The following is a 19,722-nucleotide window of genomic DNA, read 5'->3' as shown; positions in this document are numbered from 1 at the left end:
GCGTGAACCGCGTCCCAAAACGCCTCCGCCGCCGGGGAGATCAGGACAGTGTTCAATGAACGGTCTTAGTCTCCCTGGTGTGCTGCTCACGACCCTTCGTCGCTATCTGGGCCCCTACAGGGGTTTTCTGCTGACGATCCTGCTGCTCAAGATCGTCGAGACGATCGCGGCGCTGTCCCTGCCGACCCTGAACGCCGGCATTATCAACGACGGCGTCGTGGCCGGTGACACGAACAAGATCTGGAGCCTCGGCGCCCAGATGCTCGCCATCACGGTCGTCCAGGGGAGCGTCGCCATTGTCGGGGCCTACCTCGCGGCCAGGGCCTCCATGGGGCTCGGCCGGCAGATGCGCAAGGACATCTTCGGCCACGTCCAGCGCTTCAACCTCGAGGAGGTCTCGCGCTTCGGCGCCCCCTCACTCATCACGCGCTCCACCAACGACATCCAGCAGATCCAGATGGTCGTCTTCATGGTCGCGACCATGATGCTCATGGCGCCGATCATGCTCGTGGGCGGCACGGTGATGGCCCTGCGCGTGGACGTGCCCCTGTCCTCCCTGCTGCTCGTGCTCATCCCCCTGCTGCTCGCCGTCGTCGGCGTCCTCGCCGGCCGCCTTCTGCCGCGCTTCCGCACCATGCAGGACCGCATCGACCGCGTCAACCTGGTCATGCGCGAGCAGATCCAGGGCGTGCGCGTCATCCGCGCCTTCGTGCGCCAGAAGGAGCGCGGCGAGGTCTTCGCCCGCGCCAACGACGAGCTGACCGACACGTCCCTGCGCATCGGCTACCTCTTCGCCCTGCTCTTCCCCTCGGTCACGATCATTATGAATCTCGCCTCCCTGGGCGTCATGTGGTTCGGCGGGCTGCGCATCGGCGACGGCCAGATGGAGGTCGGCGACCTCACGGCCTTCCTCAACTACATGATGCAGATCCTCTTCTCGGTCATTATCGCCGTCATGCTCGTGACGCTCCTGCCGCGCGCCCAGGTCGCGGCCGACCGCTTCCAGGAGGTCCTCGCCGTCGAACCCGCCATCAGGGCCCCGGCCGAGCCCGCGCACCTGCCTGTCGCCGCCGGGCCGGGCCGCGGGCGCCGCGTCCGCCTGGACGGCGTCACCTTCCGCTACCCGGGCGCCGCCTCCCGCGTCCTGGCCGACATCACCCTCGACATGGCCCCGGGCACCACGACCGCCTTCATCGGCTCCACCGGCTCGGGCAAGACGACGCTGGTCAACCTCCTGCCCCGCCTGCTCGACGTCACCGAGGGGGCGGTGAGTCTCGACGGCGTCGACGTGCGCGACCTCGACCCCGTCGAGCTGCGCCGGGCCGTCGCCACCGTGCCCCAGAAGGCCTACCTGTTCTCCGGCACCATCCGCTCCACCCTCCGGCACGGCAGGCAGGACGCCACCGACGCCGAGCTGTGGAGCGCCCTCGAGGCCGCCCAGGCCGCGGGCTTCGTCCAGGGCCTCGACGACGGCCTCGACCACGAGGTCGACTCCGGGGGCGTCAACTTCTCCGGCGGGCAGCGCCAGCGCCTCGCCATCGCCCGCGCCCTCGTGCGCGAGGCGGGCGTCTACATCTTCGACGACGCCTTCTCCGCCCTGGACTACGCCACCGACGCGCGCCTGCGCGCCGGCCTGCCCAGGGCCACCGGTGGGGCCACGGTCGTGATCGTCGCCCAGCGCGTGGCCTCCATCCGGGGCGCCGACCAGATCGTCGTCCTCGACGAGGGGCACGTCGTCGGCATCGGCACCCATGACGAGCTCATGACCGGCTGCCCGACCTACGCCGAGATCGTCCTGTCCCAGATCAGCGCGCAGGAGGCGGCATGAGCCAGGGACCCGGGCCCGCCGCGGCCCCCACCGAGAAGGCCAAGAACTTCACCGGCACCTGGAGGCGGCTCCTTGGCGAGCTGAGCCCCGAGCGGTGGCGCATCGCTGCTGTCGTCACCCTCACCGCCGTGGCGGTCGTCCTCAACGTCGTCGCCCCCAGGGTGCTGGCCCGCGCCACCAATATCATCTTCGAGGGCGTCCTCGGCACGCTCCTGGGCGCACGCGGCCTGCCCGACGGCCTGGCCGGCGACCAGCTCGCCCAGGTGCTGCGAGACGGCGGGCAGGACGGCTACGCCGACATGCTCTCCGCCTACGACGTCGTCGTCGGCCGCGGGCTCGACACCCGCGCCCTCATGGTCGTCCTCCTGCAGGTTCTCGCCCTCTACCTCGCCTCCGCGGTCTTCCTGTGGATCCAGGGGCGGATCCTGGCCGGCGTCGTCCAGCGCACCGGCAGGCGCATGCGCGCCGAGGTCGAGGACAAGCTCACCCGCATGCCCCTGTCCTACATCGACCGCGGCTCGCGCGGCGACATGCTCTCGCGCGTGACCAACGACGTCGACAACGTCACCCAGACGCTCCAGCAGACCCTCTCCCAGGCGCTCAACTCGGTCATCACGGTCGTCGGCGTCTTCGCCATGATGCTCACCGTCTCCGTGCAGCTCTCCCTGGTCGCCCTGGTGACCCTCCCGGTCGCCGCGGCCATCACCCTCCTGATCGCCCGCAGGGCCCGGCCCCACTTCACCGAGCAGTGGGACGCCACCGGGAAGGTGTCCGGCGTCGTCGAGGAGGCCTTCACCGGGCGCGAGGCCGTCGCCCTGTTCAGCTCCGAGGAGACCTTCAACCGCCTCTTCGAGACGGAGAACGCCCGCCTCTACGAGGGCTCCTACAGGGCCCAGTGGATCTCCGGCACCATCCAGCCGGCCATGCGCGTGGTGGCCAACCTCAACTTCGTGATCATCGCCGTCGTCGGCGGCATCAAGATCACCAGCGGCACCATGACGCTCGGCGACGTCCAGGCCTTCATCCAGTACTCCCAGCAGTACACCCAGCCCATCACCCAGCTCGCCTCCATGACGAACCTCCTGCAGTCCGGGGCCGCCAGCGCCGAGCGCGTCTTCGAGATCATGGACGCGCCCGAGGAGACCGACACGGCCGCCGCCTCCCTCCCGGAGCGGGTCGCCGGCCGCGTCGTCTTCGACCACGTCCGCTTCTCCTACAGCCCCGGCACCGAGCTCATCACGGACCTGAACCTCGTGGTCGAGCCCGGGCAGACCGTCGCCATCGTCGGCCCCACCGGCGCCGGCAAGACGACCCTGGTCAACCTCCTGCTGCGCTTCTACGACCCCCAGTCCGGCGCCATCACCCTCGACGGCGTCGACACGCGCGAGCTGTCGCGCGACGAGCTGCGCGGGCAGATCGGCATGGTCCTCCAGGACACGTGGCTCTTCGAGGGCACGATCGGCCAGAACATCGCCTTCGGCGCCGACGGCGCCACCCGGGACCAGGTCCTCGCCGCCGCGAGGGCCGCCAGCGTCGACCACATTGTGCGGGCCCTGCCCGAGGGCTACGACACCGTCATCGACGACTCCGGCGCGGGCGTCTCCGCAGGGGAGAAGCAGCTCATCACGATCGCGCGCGCCTTCCTGGCCGACCGGCAGATCCTGGTGCTGGACGAGGCGACCAGCTCGGTGGACACCCGCACCGAGCTGCTCGTCCAGAAGGCCATGGTGGGGCTGCGCGAGGGCCGCACGAGCTTCGTCATCGCCCACCGCCTGTCCACCATCCGCGACGCGGACATCATCCTGGTCATGGAGCACGGCGACATTGTCGAGCAGGGCAGCCACGACGAGCTCATCGCCGCCCGCGGCGCCTACTACGAACTCTACCAGAGCCAGTTCCACGGTCCCGCCGTCGCCGAGGCCCCCGCGGCCGAGCGCAACCCGCTGCTCGCCGACGTCGGCCGCGACTCCAGGGGCGCGCGCCGCTCGTGATCATCCGCCTCGACAGCCCTGATGGGGCCGACGGCCCCGGGCCGGCCGCCCTGCTCGCGGACTACACGAGCCTGACCGACGTCGCCCTGCGCCGCCGCCTGGAGACCGAGCGGGGCCTGTACATGGCCGAGTCCACCAAGGTCATCGCCCGCGCCGTCGAGGCCGGCCACGCGCCCCGCTCCTTCCTCATGGCCCAGCGCCACTACCAGCAGATGCGGCCCCTCATTGCCGCCGCCGTGGGCTGCGGGGGAGCGGACGACGGCGGGGACGTGCCCGTGTTCCTGGCGCCGGAGGAGGTACTGGAGTCCATCACCGGCTTCCACCTGCACCGCGGCGCCCTGGCGGCCATGAACCGACCCGCACCGGCCGACGTCGGCGCGCTGCTCGCCTCCGCCCGCGGCTCGCGCGGCGCCCGGCGCGTGGCCGTGCTGGAGGACCTGGTCGACCACACCAATGTCGGCGCCGCCTTCCGCTCGGCGGCGGCGCTGGGCATCGACGCCGTCCTGGTCACCCCCCGGTGCGCCGACCCCCTGTACCGGCGCAGCGTGCGGGTGTCCATGGGCGCCGTCTTCCAGGTGCCGTGGACGCGGATCGCCCGCTGGCCCGCTGTGGATGAGCTGCACGATGCCGGCTTCGCGGTGGCGGCCCTGGCCCTGGGCGAGGACTCGGTGAGCCTGGACGACTTCGCCTCCTCGCCGGCGTGCACGGCGGCCGGCTCGAAGGTCGCCGTCGTGCTGGGGACCGAGGGCGACGGGCTGTCCCGGCGCGCCCTGGCCGCGGCCGATGAGGTCGTGCGCATCCCCATGGCCGGGGGAGTGGACTCCCTCAACGTGGCCGCCGCGGCCGCGGTCGCCTTCTGGGCGCTGCGCATCCGCGACTGACGGGCGGGGCCCTCCTGCGGGCCTTCCGCCCGGATGCCGCCATGGAAAGGACAGCGAAGAGCCTGTGCGGTGACGTGATCCGTGCCATACTCGGGCACATGGCGAAGAAGCACCACAAGATGGATCGTTCCCTGTACGAGGCGGAGCTGCTGCGGCTGCAGGCGGAACTGGTCGAGATGCAAGAATGGGTCAAGTCCACCGGAGCCCGGGTCGTCGTGGTATTCGAGGGCCGCGACGCCGCGGGCAAGGGCGGGGCGATCAAACGGATCACCGAGTACCTCAACCCCCGTATTGCGCGGGTGGTCGCGCTTCCCGCGCCCACCGAGCGCGAGCAGACCCAGTGGTACTTCCAGCGCTACATCGAGCACCTGCCCGCGGCGGGGGAGATCCGGCTGTTCGACCGCTCCTGGTACAACCGGGGCGGCGTGGAGCACGTGATGGGCTACTGCACCCCCGAGGAGCACCGGCGCTTCCTGCAGCAGTGCCCGATCTTCGAGCGGATGCTCGTCGACGACGGCATTCTGCTGCTCAAGTACTGGTTCTCCGTGTCCGACAAGGAGCAGTACAAGAGGTTCAAGTCGCGCCTGACCGACCCTATGCGGCGCTGGAAGCTCTCTCCCACCGACCTGGAGTCCGTCACCCGCTGGGAGGACTACTCGCGGGCCAAGGACGACATGTTCGTCCACACCGACATCGAGTCCGCGCGCTGGCACGTGGTGGAGTCCGAGGACAAGCGCAAGGCGCGCATCAACGTGATCCACCACATGCTCAATGCCATCCCCTACCACCACGTCGACCGGCCCAAGATGAAGTTCCCGAAGCGGCCGCCGTCCACCGGCTACCAGCGCACCGATCGCTCCCTGCAGCTGGAGGTCCCCGACTACGCCGCGACGCTGAGCGCCGACAAGGCTCCCGCCGAGCGCTACGTGGACGTCGAGGACGAGGGCATCGGCTGACAGGCCTGCAACGCCGGTTCCCCCGGCCCGCGAGCTGATCGTGGGCCGGGGGAACCGGCGTTGTGTCCCGGCGGCCCCGGGACTGCTGCCAGGGGCTCAGCCCTCCTCGGCCGGTGCGGTGACGCGGATGAGGGGGGCGCCGGTGGTGACGTCGCCGTCGGGGATGATGTCCACGGAGGCGAACTTGGCGGTGTTGGTGATCAGGACCGGCGTGGTCAGGGGGTAGCCGGCCTCCTCGATGACGGCGCGGTCGACGCGGACGAGCTCCTGTCCGGCGGTGACGCGGTCGCCCTGCTTGACCTTGACGTCGAAGCCCTTGCCCTCGAGGTTGACGGTGTCCAGGCCGACGTGGATGAGCAGCTCGATGCCGTTGTCCAGGTTGATGCCGAAGGCGTGACCGGAGGCGGGGGCGACGACGACGGTGCCGTCCGCGGGGGCGGTCACCACGATGTCGCCGGTGGGGGTCAGTCCTGCGCCCTTGCCGACGGCGCCGGAGGAGAACACCGGGTCGGAGACGTCCTCCAGGGCCATGACCGAGCCGGTCAGCGGGGCGGCCACCTCGGTGACGGCGCCCGGTGCGAGCGCCGGCTTGACCTCCTCGGCGGCGCCCGCTGCGGCCGCCTCGTTGGCGGCCGCGGAGGACGCGGAGGACTCCAGGGCGAGGTCCGCGGCGGCCTGGGACGGGTCGGCATCGACGACGCCGGCTGCGGCGAGCGCCTCGGCCCTCTCCTCCTTGGTGCGGTAGCCGAAGGTGACAATGAGGAAGAAGGCCGTGGCGAAGGCCGCGGCGACGGCGATCGCGTAGAGGGCCATCGGGTTGAAGACCGGGATGGTGAGCAGCGAGGTGAAGGCGAAGGTGCCGGTCTTGACGCCGCCGCCGATGCCCTCGATGATGCCGCCGACGGCGCAGCCGACGAGCATGAACGGGTAGATGCGCTTGAATCGCAGGTGGATACCGTAGAGGGACGGCTCGGAGATACCGCCGAGCAGACCGGCGAACAGCGCGCCCGTGGCGGTCTGGCGCATCTCATTGTCCTTGTCGCGGAAGGACCAGACGAGGACGGCGGCCGTGGCGCCGAAGCAGGCGAAGTTCCAGGCGCCCATGGGGCCCTGGATGAAGTCGGTGTGGCCGGTGGAGTCCGAGGCGATGTTCGCCAGCATGAGGGCGTTGAGCGGCCAGTGCAGGCCCAGCGGCACCAGGAAGGGGTAGACCATGGGGATGATAATGGCGAACACGATGGGGGCGTGGCTGTTGAGCCAGAAGAGCGCCGTGCCCAGGCCGGTGCCGATCCACACGCCCAGAGGGCCGATGAGGAAGGCCGTCACCGGCATCATAATGCAGAAGGACAGGAAGGGCACGAAGACCATCTGGACATTGTCCGGAACGACCTTGACCAGGCCCTTGTAGACCAGGGCGAGCACCGCCACCATCATGAGCGGGACGAAAACCTGGCCGCCATAGGCGTTGAGCTGCATGGGCAGGCCGAGAATGTGGGCGGTGCACAGGTCGGAGTTAATGGTGTCGTTGTGGACGCAGGTGGTGCTCGGGTGGTTGGTCAGGTCCAGGAACTCCGGCGTGAGGAGCGCCGTCATAATGGCGGTCCCCACCCACGGGTCGATCTTCAGCTTCTTGGAGGCGTTGTAGGCCACCATGATCGGCAGGAAGTAGAAGACGCTGCGGAACATGGCGTCCACGAACAGCAGCGTGGCGGGCTTCTGGTCATTGGGCAGGTGGGTGTCGATGAGGCCGAAGGCCTCGCAGATGGCCTCCCCGGCGATAATGAGCGAGGCTCCCAGCAGAACCGGCAGCAGCGGGCGGAAGGAGTCCGAGAGGTACTCGAAGAAGGCGTCGACGAGGGCATTCTTGCCGCGGGTCTTCGCACGGGCCTCGGCCTTGACCTCGGCGTCGGTCTTCGCTCCGGAGCCGGAGGCTCCCCCCCCCGCCTTCATGGCCGGCAGGCTGTTGATCTGCTCGTAGACGCTGGCGACCGCTCCGCCGATGACGATCTGGTAGCGGTCGCCACCCTGCGGGACAGCGCCAAGAACACCGGGGATGGCCTCCACGGTCGCCTTGTCCACGACGGAGGCGTCGTGCAGTTCGAAACGGAGACGCGTCGCGCAGTGGGTGAAGCTGGTGATATTGCCAGGTCCACCGACCGCGGCGAGGATCGCCTCCGGGGTAGAGGTTGTTGTTGTCATCGAGGGCCTTTCGTAGGCCGCTGCACTCTCCGCGACGGTACGTAAGGAGCGCAGGACCAAGAGTTGGGACCGTCCCAGGCAGCTGGGACTAGCGAACAGGATAGCGCGTGGATCACAGCACGTGGTCAGATCGGGCGCCGGACCTGCGGTCGCGACCCCGTATCGGCCGCGCGGGGCGGCGGAGGAGCTGCGGGGCTCCACAGCCTTCACCTGTGACGGGCCGAAGAAACACACTCACAGGCGGTCAGCGGGGCGGGTGGCCGTGCCCCCACACTCGGATCAGGCGGCGACGGCGCCGCCGGCCGTAGCAGCAGCCGGAAGAGCCCGGCCGCACACTTCGAGGAGCCACCGCCATGACAGCGACGACAGAGACCATTCCCGACATCGACCGGATCAGCCAGATCGACCGGATCGACCAGGACCGACCCGACTGCGAGGCGGCCGACGTCGTCCCTGCCCCGGTCCCCCCGCCGGGGGAGGACCGCTGGGACCAGGAGGACGCGGGCCTGTACGGGCCGCGCGGCTGGAGCGTGCGGGCCGGCGTGTGGCACGAGCTCGCCCGCTGCCGCGACGACCTGCGCTCCACCGTCATCCCCGCCGAGTACGGCCACGGCCCGGAGGGCCTCATAGCCGCCGACGGCGCGCCCCAGGAGGACTACACGCCCTTCCACGACCTCGGCCCGCGCGTCGCGCGACGCCTCCTGGAGATCCTTCCGGCCGCCCAGCTCCAGGACCGCCAGAACCTCGCCCCCACCCTGGGCGCGCTCCTGCGGGCGTGCGCGCGGGCCGCAGGGCGCGTGCGCCTGTCCGGCTACGGCATCGGCCCGCAGCGCCCCGATGAGCGGGTCACCGTCGAGGGCCTGTGGATCGCGGATGCGGACCTGCTCGAGCTGGAGATCAGTGAGGCCCATGACGAGTACTGCGCGTGCCTCGCCCTGTGGGAGACCGTCCGGACCCGCTACGACCTGGACGCGGAGTCGGTACCCGATGAGGTCCGGTTCGTGCACCGGCACTGGGAGCACGGGCCCCTGGGGACCTGGCTCTGGTGGGACTGAGTCGGCGCCGGACGCCCCTCGGTGTGACCGATCACCGGGCGCTCCCCGCCGTCGGCGTGCGGGGGAGCGTCCCGGTGCCCGTACCATGGCGCGCGTGATCAACGTCCAGGACCTCACTATGCGCATCGGCGCCCGCCGGCTCGTCGCGGGAGCCACCTTCCAGGTGGGCAAGGGCATGCGCATCGGGCTGGTCGGGCGCAACGGGGCCGGCAAGACCACGATGACCAAGCTCCTGGCCGCCGCCTCGGTCTTCCAGGGCTCCGGCCAGGCCGTCGCCGACGCCGACGAGCGCCACGGCCTGGAGGCCGTCGAGCACGAGGGCACCATCGCCTGCAACGGCTCGGTCGGCTACCTGCCCCAGGACACCAAGGTCGGCGACCTCACCGAGATCGCCCGGGACAGGATCCTGTCCGCCCGCGGCATCGACGCCCTGCTCACCCGCATCCGCAGGGCCGAGGAGCGGATCGCCACCACCGAGGGGGCGGCCCAGGCCAAGGCCATGGACCGCTACGCGCGCCTGGACCACGAGTTCACCATGGCCGGCGGCTACGCCGCAGCCGGCGAGGCGGCCCGCATCGCCGCCGCGCTCGGCCTGCCCGACCGGGTGCTGGACCAGGCCATCGGCACGCTGTCGGGCGGCCAGCGCAGGCGCGTCGAGCTGGCCCGCATCCTGTTCCAGAAGCCCGACACGCTCCTGCTGGACGAGCCCACCAACCACCTCGACCACGACTCGGTCCTGTGGCTGCGCGACCACCTGCGCGCCTACTCCGGCGGCTTCATCGTCATCAGCCACGACGTCGACCTCCTGCGCGACACCGTCAACCAGGTCATGCACCTGGACGCCACCCGCGGCGTCCTGGACGTCTACCGCCTGGGCTGGGACGCCTACCTCAAGCAGCGCGCCGACGACGAGCACCGGCGTCGTCGAGAGCGCGCCAACGCCGAGAAGAAGGCCGCCGCCCTGCGCGCCCAGGGCGAGAAGATGCGGGCCAAGGCCACCAAGGCCGTGGCCGCCCAGCAGATGCTGAGGCGCGCCGACCGGCTCATGGAGGACCTGGAGGCCGAGCAGGTCGCCGACAAGGTCGCCCACCTGCGCTTCCCCGACCCCGCGCCGTGCGGCAGGACGCCGCTGCGCGCCACCGGGCTGTCCAAGGCCTACGGCTCCCTGGAGGTCTTCGCCGGCCTCGACCTGGCCGTCGACCGCGGCAGCCGCGTGGTCGTCCTGGGCCTCAACGGCGCTGGCAAGACGACCCTGCTGCGGCTCCTGGCCGGGGTCGAGGACCCCGACTCCGGGGAGGTCCTCAGCGGCCACGGCCTCAAGATCGGCTACTACGCCCAGGAGCACGAGACCATCGACACCGGGCGCACGGTCGTGGAGAACCTGCGCGCCGCCGCCCCCGGCATGAACGACACCGAGGTGCGCAGCGTGCTGGGCTCCTTCCTGTTCTCCGGGGCCGACGCCGACAAGCCGGCGCGCGTCCTGTCCGGCGGGGAGAAGACCCGCCTGGCGCTGGCCATCCTGGTGGTCTCCAGCGCCAACGTCCTGCTCCTGGACGAGCCCACCAACAACCTCGACCCGGCCAGCCGCGAGGAGATCCTGCGGGCGCTGGCGACCTTCGCCGGCGCCGTCGTCCTGGTCACCCACGACGAGGGCGCCGTCGAGGCGCTCGCGCCCGACCGGGTTCTCCTGCTGCCCGACGGCGACGAGGACCTGTGGAGCCCGGACTACCTCGAGCTGGTCACGCTCGCCTGACCGGGCCCGCCAGGGCCCGACACGCCCCTCCGGGAGGGAGCACGCCCGACCCGGGTGAGTGCCGTCACGCGGGCATCGCCGGGCGGACGACGTAGGGTGGGGGAACAAGACGTCCCACCGGGGCGTTCGGGACCATGAGTTCACATGAGCGCCCGATTGTCCCCTACGAGGAGAATGACATGGCAGAGACGACGCTGACCTCGACCGACACGACCGCCGAGGTCCCCGAGCACGAGGTCCTGCTCACCGAGACCGCCGCCGCCAAGGTCGCCAGCCTCCTGATCCAGGAGGGCCGCGACGACCTGCGCCTGCGCGTGGCCGTGCAGCCCGGCGGCTGCTCCGGGCTGGTCTACCAGCTCTACTTCGACGAGCGCCTGCTCGACGGCGACGCCGTCCGCTCCTTCTCGACCGGCGGCGGCGAGATGGACAGCGTGGAGGTCGTCGTGGACCGCATGAGCGTGCCCTACCTGTCGGGGGCCACCATCGACTTCGCCGACACGATCGAGAAGCAGGGCTTCACGATCGACAACCCCAACGCCGCCGGGACCTGCGCCTGCGGCGAGTCCTTCAGCTGACCCGCCCGCCAGAAGGAGCCCGCGCTCGCTGCCGGGAACGCGGCGCCTCCCACCGGGTGCCGGGCGCCCGCCGGCATCACCCACCCGCACCCAAGGAGACCCCGTGCGCCGCACCCCCTTCGTCGCCCTGACCTCGCTCATCCTCGCCGCTGCGCTCGCCCTCGCGGGCTGCACGGGGAGCCGGGCCGACTCAGAGATACTCCCCGGGGTCTCCGGTGACGCAGGCGCCCAGCCGACGCTCACCTGGAGCGGAAGCGACGCGCCCGCCGAGCTCACCGTGAAGACCCTGTCCGAGGGGCAGGGCGAGGAGGTCTCCGCCGACGACCTCGTCGCCGTGTCGTACACGGGCTGGCAGTGGGGCTCGGACCAGCCCTTCGACTCCTCCTACACCAGGGGCGTTCCCGCCCTGTTCCCGCTCTCCGGCGTCATCGACGGGTGGCGCCAGGGCCTTCCCGGGCACAGGGTCGGCGACCGGCTGGAGATGGCCATCCCCGCCGACCAGGCCTACGGCGACAACCCGGGCGAGGGCAAGCCCTCCGGGCCGCTCGTCTTCGTGGTCGAGATCAGGTACGCGGGCACGCTCGAGGAGATAGCGGCGGGGACCGCCGACGCGGCGCCCGAGGGCGGGCAGGCCGTGGCCGACCGGGGCGTGAGCGTGACCGGCGAGCTCGGCTCTGCGCCGTCCGTCGCGGTCGGCTCCGGCGCCGCCGAGCCGACCCAGACCGAGGTGATCGTCCTGGCCAGGGGCACGGGCGAGCCGATCACCAAGGACTCGACGCTGCTGGTCAACGTGGCCTTCTCATCCTGGGACGGCTCGGCCGGCGACTCCTCGTGGACCCGCAAGCAGCCTCAGCTCATCCCCATGTCCTCGGCCACCAACCTCGCCGGGCTCGTGGACGTGCCGGTGGGCTCGCGTGTCGTCGTCCTGGTTCCGGGGGGAGGCAAGGGCCAGAACGGCCAGCCGCTGCCCGCCTACGTCCACGTGATGGATATCGAGGCCGCCGTGTGAGCCCGGCCGTGTAGGCTCACGTGGGCCTCCGCGCGATCGCCCCGCAGCCGTGCGGCTGCGGGGCGATCCGCTGCGACGGGGCGGGCGGCGTCAGCGCACGATGAGGCCCTCGGCGCGGGCCACCGCCGCGGCCAGGCGCTCGGCCACGTCCTGCCAGTTGGCGATGCTCCAGACGGCCTTGACGTAGTCGGCCTTGACGTTGAGGTAGTCCAGGTAGAAGGCGTGCTCCCACATGTCGACCTGGAAGAGCGGGATAGTGCCGACCGGCACGTTGCCCTGCTGGTCGAAGAGCTGGAAGATGACGAGCCCGCCCGACACGGAGTCGTAGGCGAGCACCGCCCAGCCGGAGCCCTGGATGCCCAGGGCCGTGGCGGCGAAGTGCTTCTTGAAGGAGCCGAAGGAGCCGAAGGAGTCCTTGATGGCCTCGGCCAGGTCGCCCTCGGGCTCGCCGCCGGCGCCCGGGGCGAGGTTCTTCCAGAAGATCGAGTGGTTGATGTGGCCGCCCAGGTTGAAGGCCAGGTTCTTCTCCCACAGGTTCACTGCGGCGAAGTCGTCGGCGTCGCGGGCGGCCTGAAGCTTCTCCAGGGCGGCGTTGGCGCCGGCGACGTAGGCGGCGTGGTGCTTGTCGTGGTGGAGCTCCATGATCCGCCCGGAGATGTGGGGCTCAAGGGCTGCGTAGTCGTAGGGGAGCTCGGGGAGGGTGTACACGGCCATGGTAATGCCTTTCGTGGGTCGGTTCGTGGGTCGGTCGCGGTCCACTGCGCAGACGTTTCCATAGACAAGTACTGCAACAGTGTTCAGAATTCATTGTACAGACTGATCTCCGGCTCCAACAGGCGCTGTTCTGTGATTACACTGACCGTGGAACCGTCCCGCCCCATCATGGAGGACAGCATGGCCGACCAGGTCGCGACCGCCCGCCTCGAGCTCCTCGTCTTCTCCGACGACGCCGCGGTGCGCCGCCAGGTGAGGGAGGGGGTCGGCCGCCGCCCCGCCAAGGGCCTGCCGCTGGTGAGCTGGACGGAGGCCGCCACCGCCGAGGGTGTGCGCATGGCGCTGAAGGACCGGGCCAAGGAGGGCAGGGCCCCCTTCGACGCCCTGGTGCTCGACGCCGAGACGAAGAAGCTCGGCGGCATGGGGCTGGCCCACGAGCTGTTCACAGAGCTCGACAGACGCCCGCCGGTGGTTCTCCTGACCGCCCGCCCCCAGGACGACTGGCTCGCCGCCTGGTCCAAGGCCGAGGTCGTCGTGCCCCGTCCGCTCGATCCGATGGCCCTCCAGGAGGGCGTGACCAGGGCCCTTCAGGCGCGCCCCGGCACGGTCGTCCCCGCCGGCTGACCCGGCCCGACCGGGGCGGTTGCGCCAGGCGGGCCTCAGGTCGGCGTCCCGGACTGATCTCGACGCGGAGGTGAACCGATCTCGAGCCGGAACTCGACCGATCTCGGTACGGAATACGACCGATCTCGACGAGAGTCGCCTCAGGAGGAGTCGATGACCCGGCGGTACCGGGCGGCCGCACCGACAGGCCAGCTCAGGGCGGCGCAGACGTTCGGCCCCGTACCACTGACGCCGTCGGCGCCGTGCACCTCCACCAGGCGCGCTCCTGCCTCCAGTACCCAGTCCGACAGCAGCAGCGTCTCCTCCACGCTGGTGTCCGCCCCCACGCGCTCGGGCCGCTCCACCACCTGCGCCGTCGCCCGCAGCGTCTCGACGGCCGGGCGTGGATCGGCGCCCGCGGGCGTGGCCATACTGCCGGCCAGCCGCCCCCAGCGCACGGCCACCAGCTCCCAGCCGCCGCCCCGCCTGCGCCGCGCCGCGATCAGGTGCGGGCAGGCCAGCAGCGGGCGCGCCCGCTCCGCACGGCGCACCCCCAGCAAAAGGTGGCGCAGCCGGGCGGTCCACGCCCCGGCCTCCTCATAGCGCTCCTGGGCCGCGAGGGACGACACGCGCTCCAGCACCGGTGCGGCGACCAGATCCACCTGCCCCGACAGGGCGCGCACCGCGGTGGCGGCGTCGGCGGGCGCATCGTCGCGGGTGACCGCCCTCAGGCTTCCACCGTCCCAGGCGCGCAGCCGCAGCACCGACTCCGCCGCGCGTATTGCCTCCCGGGCGGCGGAGCGCGAGGGGAAGGGGCCGACGGCGGAGCCCACCTCGTCGGTCGGCAGCGCCGTCGTCGTCGCCAGGTGCGGCTCGGGGGAGTCCACCAGGCGGATCCAGGGCTGACGGCACGGCGCCCGGGAGCGGCGGTTCGCCGGAGGGTCGAGCTCGGCGATCAGCCGCAGCTCGCGCACCCGGGCCTCGACCTCGGTGGCCGTCTCAATGATCCGGACCCTCGCGGCGGCGTCGAGCATGCGCGCGACCGTCGTCCGCTTCTCCGCGGCGGTGAAGTAGGAGCGCACGCGGCGGCGCAGGTTGACCGCCGAGCCGACGTAGAGGACCTGACCGGCGGGAGAGAGGAACTGGTAGACGCCGCTGGCAGCGGGTAGGCCGTCGGCCATGCGGCTCTTGGCCCGGCGCCGCGGGGGCACCGGGTCGGCGGCGGTGGCCAGGTCCTCCAGGTGGGTGACGCCCAGCGGGGCCAGGGCCTCCAGGACGGCGTGCAGGACGTCGACGGTGGCGCGCGCGTCGTCCAGGGCGCGGTGCGTCGGCCTGGTGGGAGAGCCCACGAAGGACGCCAGCGTCCCCAGCCGGTGGTTGGGGACGTCCGAGCGCCCCCAGACCCTGCGCGCCAGGGCGAGGGTGTCCAGCACCAGCGGCTCCTCCCACCCCAGGGCCAGGGCGCGCGCCGCACCGCGCAGGTGGCCGACGTCGAAGCGCGCGTTGTGCGCCACCAGGACCGTCCCGGGAGCCGACAAGCCCGCCCACCGCAGGAAGGAGGCCATGGCCTCGCCCACCGGCGGGGCACCGGCCACCATCGCGTTGGTGATGCCCGTCAGGACCGTGATCTGCGCGGGAATGGCGGTGCCGGGATTGACCAGGGTGGAGAAGGCGCCGTCTGCCCCGTCAATGACGCCGCCCTGGACCCGTACTGCGCCGATCTCGGTGATCGCACGGGCGCCCGGTGCGCCGCCGGTGGTCTCCAGGTCGACCACGACGAAGGTCACCTCCCGCAGGGGCGTGCCCATGTCCTCGAAGGATGCCTGCAGTCCGGCGGGGGCGGCGGAGAGCGCCGGGGCGCCGGCCGGGGAAGGGCCGGATTCCTCACTCAGACGTCTCGCAGGTGCATGGTCGGCCACGGTGCGAGGCTAGACTTCATCACGGCGCCGATCCAGCCGTGCCCGTGCCTCCCCGCGCGGGCGGGGTGCGGATCCGGCGAGGAGCCCAGCCAGTCGCCGAGCACAGGAGGTCCCGTGGGGTACCGAGGCATCAAGACCGCTGTCGGGCCTGCGCTGGAGATGCTCTACCAGCCGTGGATCCGGGGGGAGGAGAACATCCCGGCCGAGGGTGCCGCGATCCTCGCCTCCAACCACCTGGCCGTCATCGACTCCTTCTTCCTGCCGCTGCTGGTGGACCGCGAGGTCGCCTTCATCGGCAAGTCCGACTACTTCACCGGCAAGGGCGTCAAGGGCTGGGTCGTCAAGAACTTCATGACGGCCGTGGGTACCATCCCGGTGGACCGCTCCGGCGGACAGGCCTCACTGGCCGCCCTGCAGGCGGGAATAGCCCGCCTGAGCTCCGGCGAGCTCTTCGGCATCTACCCCGAGGGCACCCGCAGCCCCGACGGCCGCCTCTACCGCGGCAAGACCGGAGTGGCGCGCATCGCCCTGGCCACGGGCGCCCCGGTCATCCCGGTGGCCATGATCGGCTCGAACCTGGCCCAGCCCATCGGCCAGGCCATCCCCTCCACACGCCACCGGGTGGGCATCGTCGTCGGCGAGCCGCTCGACTTCTCCCGGTACAAGGGGCTGGAGAACGACCGCTTCGTGCTGCGCTCCATCACCGACGAGATCATGTACTCCCTCATGTGCCTGTCCGGCCAGGAGTACGTGGACCTCTACGCCGCCGACGTCAAGAAGGCCATGGACGCCGACAAGAAGTCCGCCGACGAGGTCGTGACCGAGATGCTCCAGGCCCAGGCGCTGCGCCGCCCCGCCGCCGCTCCGGTCGCGGCCCCCGGCGGCCGGCCCGCTCCCGACGTGAGCGTCCCCGAGCCGCCCGACGAGGACGGCGACGGCGAGGACGCCGCGGAGGATGCGTCGGCCGGTGACGACGGCGTGGGGACGGATCAGCGGGGCTGAGCGTCCGGGCTCGGCGATCGGCTAGTGCTCTGCGACATTATCGCCCCTGCACCTCGGGTCCTCCCGAGACCGCAGTAGTCCTGTGCGTGGACGAGAGGTCCCGGATCCAGGCCCTGTCGCGCTGCCGGCCGGCCTTCCCCGTGACGCCCGGCGCCCCGAGCGGCGCTCCCACGACTACGCGCGCCACACCACCGCCAGCCAGTGGGTCTATCACGAGTGGGAGAGGAGCCTCGATGCCGTCCTCGTGCTCGACGTGATCTTCCCGGTCGGCCGCCTGGCGGTCATCGGCCTCGTCCTGGCCTCAAGGCGGGTGCGGGTGGGTCGCGGCGCCCGGCGGGCCCTGCGGGCCGGCTCCGGCATTGACGGCCCGACCCGCGCCCCGCCCGGAGTCAATCATCTAGGATGATGCCTGTCACTTCTCGCATTCAACGAAAGGTCCACGATGTCGATCCGTCGTGTCGCCCTGCTCACCGCGGGCGGCTTCGCCCCCTGCCTGTCCGCCGCCGTCGGCGACCTCATCGAGCGCTACACCGAGGTCGCCCCCGACGTCGAGATCATCGCCTACCAGTACGGCTACCACGGCCTGCTGACCGGGAACTACGTCGTCATCGACGACGAAGCCCGCAAGAACGCAGGCATCCTGCGCGACTTCGGCGGCTCCCCGATCGGCAACTCGCGCGTCAAGCTCACCAACGCCAAGAACCTGGTCGAGCGCGGCCTGGTCGCCGAGGGCGTCAACCCCCTGGAGTTCGCCGCCGAGCAGCTGCGCAAGGACGGCGTGGACGTCCTGCACACCATCGGCGGGGACGACACCAACACCACCGCCGCCGACCTGGCCGCCTACCTGCACGAGAACGACTACGAGCTCACCGTCGTCGGCCTGCCCAAGACCATCGACAACGACATCATCCCCATCCGCCAGTCGCTGGGCGCCTGGACCGCGGCCGAGCAGGGCGCCGGGTTCGCCTTCAACGTCATCGGCGAGCACCGCTCCAACCCGCGCATGCTCATCGTCCACGAGTGCATGGGCCGCAACTGCGGCTACCTCACCGCCGAGACGGCCCGCCGCTATCACGAGCTGCTGGCCACCAGGCAGTGGGCCCCTTCGCTCGGCCTGACCCGCGAGCGCTGGGACGTCCACGCCGTCTTCCTGCCCGAGATGAAGCTGGACCTGGCCGCCGAGGCCGAGCGCCTCAAGGCCCTGATGGACTCCCAGGGCAACGTCAACATCTTCCTGTCCGAGGGCGCCGGCGTCCCCGAGATCATCGCCGAGCTGGAGGCGGCCGGCCAGGAGGTCCAGCGCGACCCCTTCGGCCACGTCAAGCTCGACACCATCAACCCCGGCCAGTGGTTCGCCAAGCAGTTCGCCGAGCTGATCGGCGCCGAGAAGGTCATGGTCCAGAAGTCCGGCTACTACTCGCGCGCCTCGGCTGCCAACGCCGAGGACCTGGCCCTGATCAAGAGGATGTGCGACTACGGCGTCGAGTGCGCCCTGCGCGGGGAGTCCGGCGTCATCGGCCAGGACGAGGAGAACGACGACGCGCTCGCCGCGATCGCCTTCCCGCGCATCGCCGGCGGCAAGCCCTTCGACATCACCCAGCCCTGGTTCACCGCCCTCATGGGCGAGCTCGGCCAGAGCGTCGAGCCCGCCGCGCCCGAGCACTGAGCGCACTGAGCGCCTCAGGGAGCCCCGGGCCCGGCGTTCGCCGTCTGCGCGCCGGGCCCCGGCGCCACGCCTTCCACACCTTGAGGCGTGGCACCGGGGCCCGGCGCGCGACTCTATGCTGACCCATGTGATGACCGACCCGACCGCCCCCCGCGACGCCGTCGGCTGGCGCTCGCGCCGCGCAGCCCAGCAGCCGGCCTACCCGGACGCGGCCGCTCTGCGGGCGGTGACCGCGGACCTGCGCACCCGGCCCCCGCTCGTCTTCGCCGGCGAGGTCGACTCCCTGCGCACCAAGCTGGCCGCGGCCGCCGGAGGGCGCGCCTTCGTGCTCATGGGCGGCGACTGCGCCGAGTCCTTCGCGGACAACACGGCCGACAACATCCGCCTCAAGCTCCAGACCATCCTGCAGATGGCGGCCGTGCTGACCTACGGCGCCTCGACCCCCGTGGTCAAGATGGGGCGGATGGCCGGCCAGTACGCCAAGCCGCGCAGCGCGGACGTCGAGACCCGCGACGGCGTCACCCTGCCCTCCTACCGCGGCGACTCCGTCAACGACCACGCCTTCACCCGGGCCGCCCGCGCCCCCGACCCCGGGCGCATGCTCGACGCCTACCTGCGCGCCGGCACCACCCTCAACCTCATCCGCTCCTTCACCATGGGCGGGTACGCGGACCTGCGCGAGGTCCACTCCTGGAACCGCGGCTTCACCGCCAACCCGGCCTACGCGCGCTTCGAGTCCTTCGCCGGGGAGATCGACCGCGCCATGCGCTTCATGGAGGCCGCCGGGGTCGACTTCGAGGCCCTGCGGCAGGTCGACTTCTACGCCGCCCACGAGGCCCTGCTCCTGGAGTACGAGGACGCCATGATCCGCGAGGACTCGCGCTCGGGCCGCCTGTACGACACCTCCGCCCACTTCCTGTGGGTGGGGGAGCGCACCCGCGGGGCGGAGGACGCCCACGTCGCCCTCCTGGAGGGCGTCCACAACCCGGTGGGCGTCAAGGTGGGCCCGACGACGACGCCCGCAGAGCTCCTGGCGCTCATCGACCACCTCAACCCCCACGGCGACGCCGGGCGCCTGACGGTCATCACCCGTATGGGCGCCGACCGGGTCCACGAGGCCCTGCCCGCCCTCATCGAGGCCGTCGCCGAGGACGGCCGCCCGGTCACCTGGGTCACCGACCCCATGCACGGCAACACCATCACCTCCGACAACGGCTACAAGACCCGCCGCTTCGACACCGTCATGGACGAGCTCCGCGGCTTCTTCGAGGTCCACCGCGCGTTCGGCACGGTGCCCGGCGGCATCCACGTCGAGCTCACCGGCGACGACGTCACCGAGGTCCTCGGCGGGGGGGAGCACATCGACGAGGCCGCCCTGGCCCGGCGCTACGAGACGCTGGTCGACCCGCGCCTGAACCACCAGCAGTCCCTGGAGATGGCCTTCGAGGTCGCCGAGATGCTGCGCGGCTGAGCCCGGTCCGCCCCGGAGGGCCGGCCCCGGCAGGCCCGCCCGCGCCGTCGGCGATCGGTAGCACTGGCGCATGATCCTGCCGACGCACCAGAGATCGCCG

General features: G+C 71.4%; 15 protein-coding genes and 1 pseudogene. 13 read left to right on the top strand and 3 right to left on the bottom strand.

Annotated features, from left to right (window positions below; translation table 11 throughout):
• Window positions 1-79: 79 nt before the first annotated feature.
• The 4 genes from O145_RS00520 (at window position 80) to ppk2 (ending at window position 5,656) form a co-directional block, all read left to right on the top strand.
• Window positions 80-1,828, top strand: a complete 1,749-nt coding sequence (locus O145_RS00520) for an ABC transporter ATP-binding protein (RefSeq protein ID WP_043558183.1) — start codon at window positions 80-82, stop codon at window positions 1,826-1,828.
• The gene (locus O145_RS00515) at window positions 1,825-3,819 is read left to right on the top strand and encodes an ABC transporter ATP-binding protein (RefSeq protein WP_043558181.1); all 1,995 of its coding nucleotides are present in this window, start codon (window positions 1,825-1,827) and stop codon (window positions 3,817-3,819) included. Before O145_RS00520 ends, O145_RS00515 begins: the two co-directional genes overlap by 4 nt.
• Window positions 3,816-4,700, top strand: a complete 885-nt coding sequence (locus tag O145_RS00510) for a TrmH family RNA methyltransferase (RefSeq protein WP_043558178.1) — start codon at window positions 3,816-3,818, stop codon at window positions 4,698-4,700. The genes O145_RS00515 and O145_RS00510 overlap by 4 nt, the downstream gene beginning before the upstream one ends.
• Before the next feature lie 119 nt (window positions 4,701-4,819).
• Window positions 4,820-5,656: a polyphosphate kinase 2 gene (gene ppk2, locus O145_RS00505; RefSeq protein WP_043558498.1), complete on the top strand. Its 837-nt coding sequence runs from the start codon at window positions 4,820-4,822 to the stop codon at window positions 5,654-5,656.
• Between the two features lie 96 nt (window positions 5,657-5,752).
• On the opposite strand, the gene O145_RS00500 is transcribed toward ppk2, so the two are convergent.
• Entirely contained in the window at window positions 5,753-7,855 is a 2,103-nt protein-coding gene (locus O145_RS00500) for a glucose PTS transporter subunit IIA (protein WP_043558176.1), read from the bottom strand.
• Window positions 7,856-8,208: 353 nt separating this feature from the next.
• On the opposite strand from O145_RS00500, the gene O145_RS00495 reads away from it, so the two are divergent.
• The 4 genes from O145_RS00495 (at window position 8,209) to O145_RS00480 (ending at window position 12,247) form a co-directional block, all read left to right on the top strand.
• Window positions 8,209-8,910 (top strand): hypothetical protein, encoded by a 702-nt coding sequence (locus O145_RS00495; protein WP_052374437.1) that lies wholly within the window; start codon window positions 8,209-8,211, stop codon window positions 8,908-8,910.
• Window positions 8,911-8,995: 85 nt separating this feature from the next.
• Entirely contained in the window at window positions 8,996-10,663 is a 1,668-nt protein-coding gene (locus tag O145_RS00490) for an ABC-F family ATP-binding cassette domain-containing protein (protein WP_043558172.1), read from the top strand.
• Window positions 10,664-10,842: 179 nt separating this feature from the next.
• Entirely contained in the window at window positions 10,843-11,238 is a 396-nt protein-coding gene (locus O145_RS00485) for a HesB/IscA family protein (protein ID WP_043558169.1), read from the top strand.
• 103 nt (window positions 11,239-11,341) lie between these two features.
• Window positions 11,342-12,247 carry an FKBP-type peptidyl-prolyl cis-trans isomerase gene (locus O145_RS00480; protein WP_043558167.1) on the top strand — a complete coding sequence of 302 codons (906 nt, stop codon included), beginning with the start codon at window positions 11,342-11,344 and terminating at the stop codon, window positions 12,245-12,247.
• 90 nt (window positions 12,248-12,337) lie between these two features.
• Here O145_RS00480 and O145_RS00475 read toward each other — a convergent pair whose 3' ends face one another.
• On the bottom strand, window positions 12,338-12,961 hold the full coding sequence (locus O145_RS00475; RefSeq protein WP_043558165.1) for a superoxide dismutase: 624 nt from the start codon (window positions 12,959-12,961) through the stop codon (window positions 12,338-12,340).
• A 180-nt stretch (window positions 12,962-13,141) separates the two neighbouring features.
• Here O145_RS00475 and O145_RS00470 point away from each other — a divergent pair, with 180 nt between their 5' ends.
• A complete protein-coding gene (locus tag O145_RS00470; protein WP_043558163.1) occupies window positions 13,142-13,585 on the top strand; it encodes a DNA-binding transcriptional response regulator in 444 nt (147 codons plus the stop codon).
• Window positions 13,586-13,725: 140 nt separating this feature from the next.
• Here O145_RS00470 and O145_RS00465 read toward each other — a convergent pair whose 3' ends face one another.
• Entirely contained in the window at window positions 13,726-15,483 is a 1,758-nt protein-coding gene (locus tag O145_RS00465) for a DEDD exonuclease domain-containing protein (protein WP_267489896.1), read from the bottom strand.
• A 114-nt stretch (window positions 15,484-15,597) separates the two neighbouring features.
• Here O145_RS00465 and O145_RS00460 point away from each other — a divergent pair, with 114 nt between their 5' ends.
• The 4 genes and pseudogenes from O145_RS00460 (at window position 15,598) to O145_RS00445 (ending at window position 19,622) form a co-directional block, all read left to right on the top strand.
• A complete protein-coding gene (locus O145_RS00460; protein ID WP_043558160.1) occupies window positions 15,598-16,485 on the top strand; it encodes a lysophospholipid acyltransferase family protein in 888 nt (295 codons plus the stop codon).
• Between the two features lie 59 nt (window positions 16,486-16,544).
• Window positions 16,545-16,684: pseudogene (locus O145_RS17870) on the top strand (IS630 family transposase); the annotation flags it as partial.
• A gap of 243 nt (window positions 16,685-16,927) precedes the next feature.
• Window positions 16,928-18,151, top strand: coding sequence for a pyrophosphate--fructose-6-phosphate 1-phosphotransferase (locus O145_RS00450; protein ID WP_043558154.1), 1,224 nt, complete (start codon window positions 16,928-16,930; stop codon window positions 18,149-18,151).
• 115 nt (window positions 18,152-18,266) lie between these two features.
• Window positions 18,267-19,622 carry a class II 3-deoxy-7-phosphoheptulonate synthase gene (locus O145_RS00445; RefSeq protein ID WP_043558151.1) on the top strand — a complete coding sequence of 452 codons (1,356 nt, stop codon included), beginning with the start codon at window positions 18,267-18,269 and terminating at the stop codon, window positions 19,620-19,622.
• Window positions 19,623-19,722 lie beyond the last annotated feature (100 nt).

This window comes from Actinomyces israelii DSM 43320 (assembly GCF_000711965.1).
Lineage (GTDB): Bacteria > Actinomycetota > Actinomycetes > Actinomycetales > Actinomycetaceae > Actinomyces > Actinomyces israelii.
The sequence above is the reverse complement of the archived record's forward strand: the minus strand, read 5'-3'. Positions and strand labels throughout refer to the sequence as shown.

Coding starts and splice junctions, on each gene's coding strand:
- O145_RS00490 (WP_043558172.1), top strand. CDS start 8,996: ATGGCGCGCGTGATCAACGTCCAGGACCTCACTATGCGCATCGGCGCC.
- O145_RS00450 (WP_043558154.1), top strand. CDS start 16,928: ATGTCGATCCGTCGTGTCGCCCTGCTCACCGCGGGCGGCTTCGCCCCC.
- O145_RS00515 (WP_043558181.1), top strand. CDS start 1,825: ATGAGCCAGGGACCCGGGCCCGCCGCGGCCCCCACCGAGAAGGCCAAG.
- ppk2 (WP_043558498.1), top strand. CDS start 4,820: ATGGATCGTTCCCTGTACGAGGCGGAGCTGCTGCGGCTGCAGGCGGAA.
- O145_RS00500 (WP_043558176.1), bottom strand. CDS start 7,855: ATGACAACAACAACCTCTACCCCGGAGGCGATCCTCGCCGCGGTCGGT.
- O145_RS00495 (WP_052374437.1), top strand. CDS start 8,209: ATGACAGCGACGACAGAGACCATTCCCGACATCGACCGGATCAGCCAG.
- O145_RS00445 (WP_043558151.1), top strand. CDS start 18,267: ATGCTGACCCATGTGATGACCGACCCGACCGCCCCCCGCGACGCCGTC.
- O145_RS00470 (WP_043558163.1), top strand. CDS start 13,142: ATGGCCGACCAGGTCGCGACCGCCCGCCTCGAGCTCCTCGTCTTCTCC.
- O145_RS00475 (WP_043558165.1), bottom strand. CDS start 12,961: ATGGCCGTGTACACCCTCCCCGAGCTCCCCTACGACTACGCAGCCCTT.
- O145_RS00485 (WP_043558169.1), top strand. CDS start 10,843: ATGGCAGAGACGACGCTGACCTCGACCGACACGACCGCCGAGGTCCCC.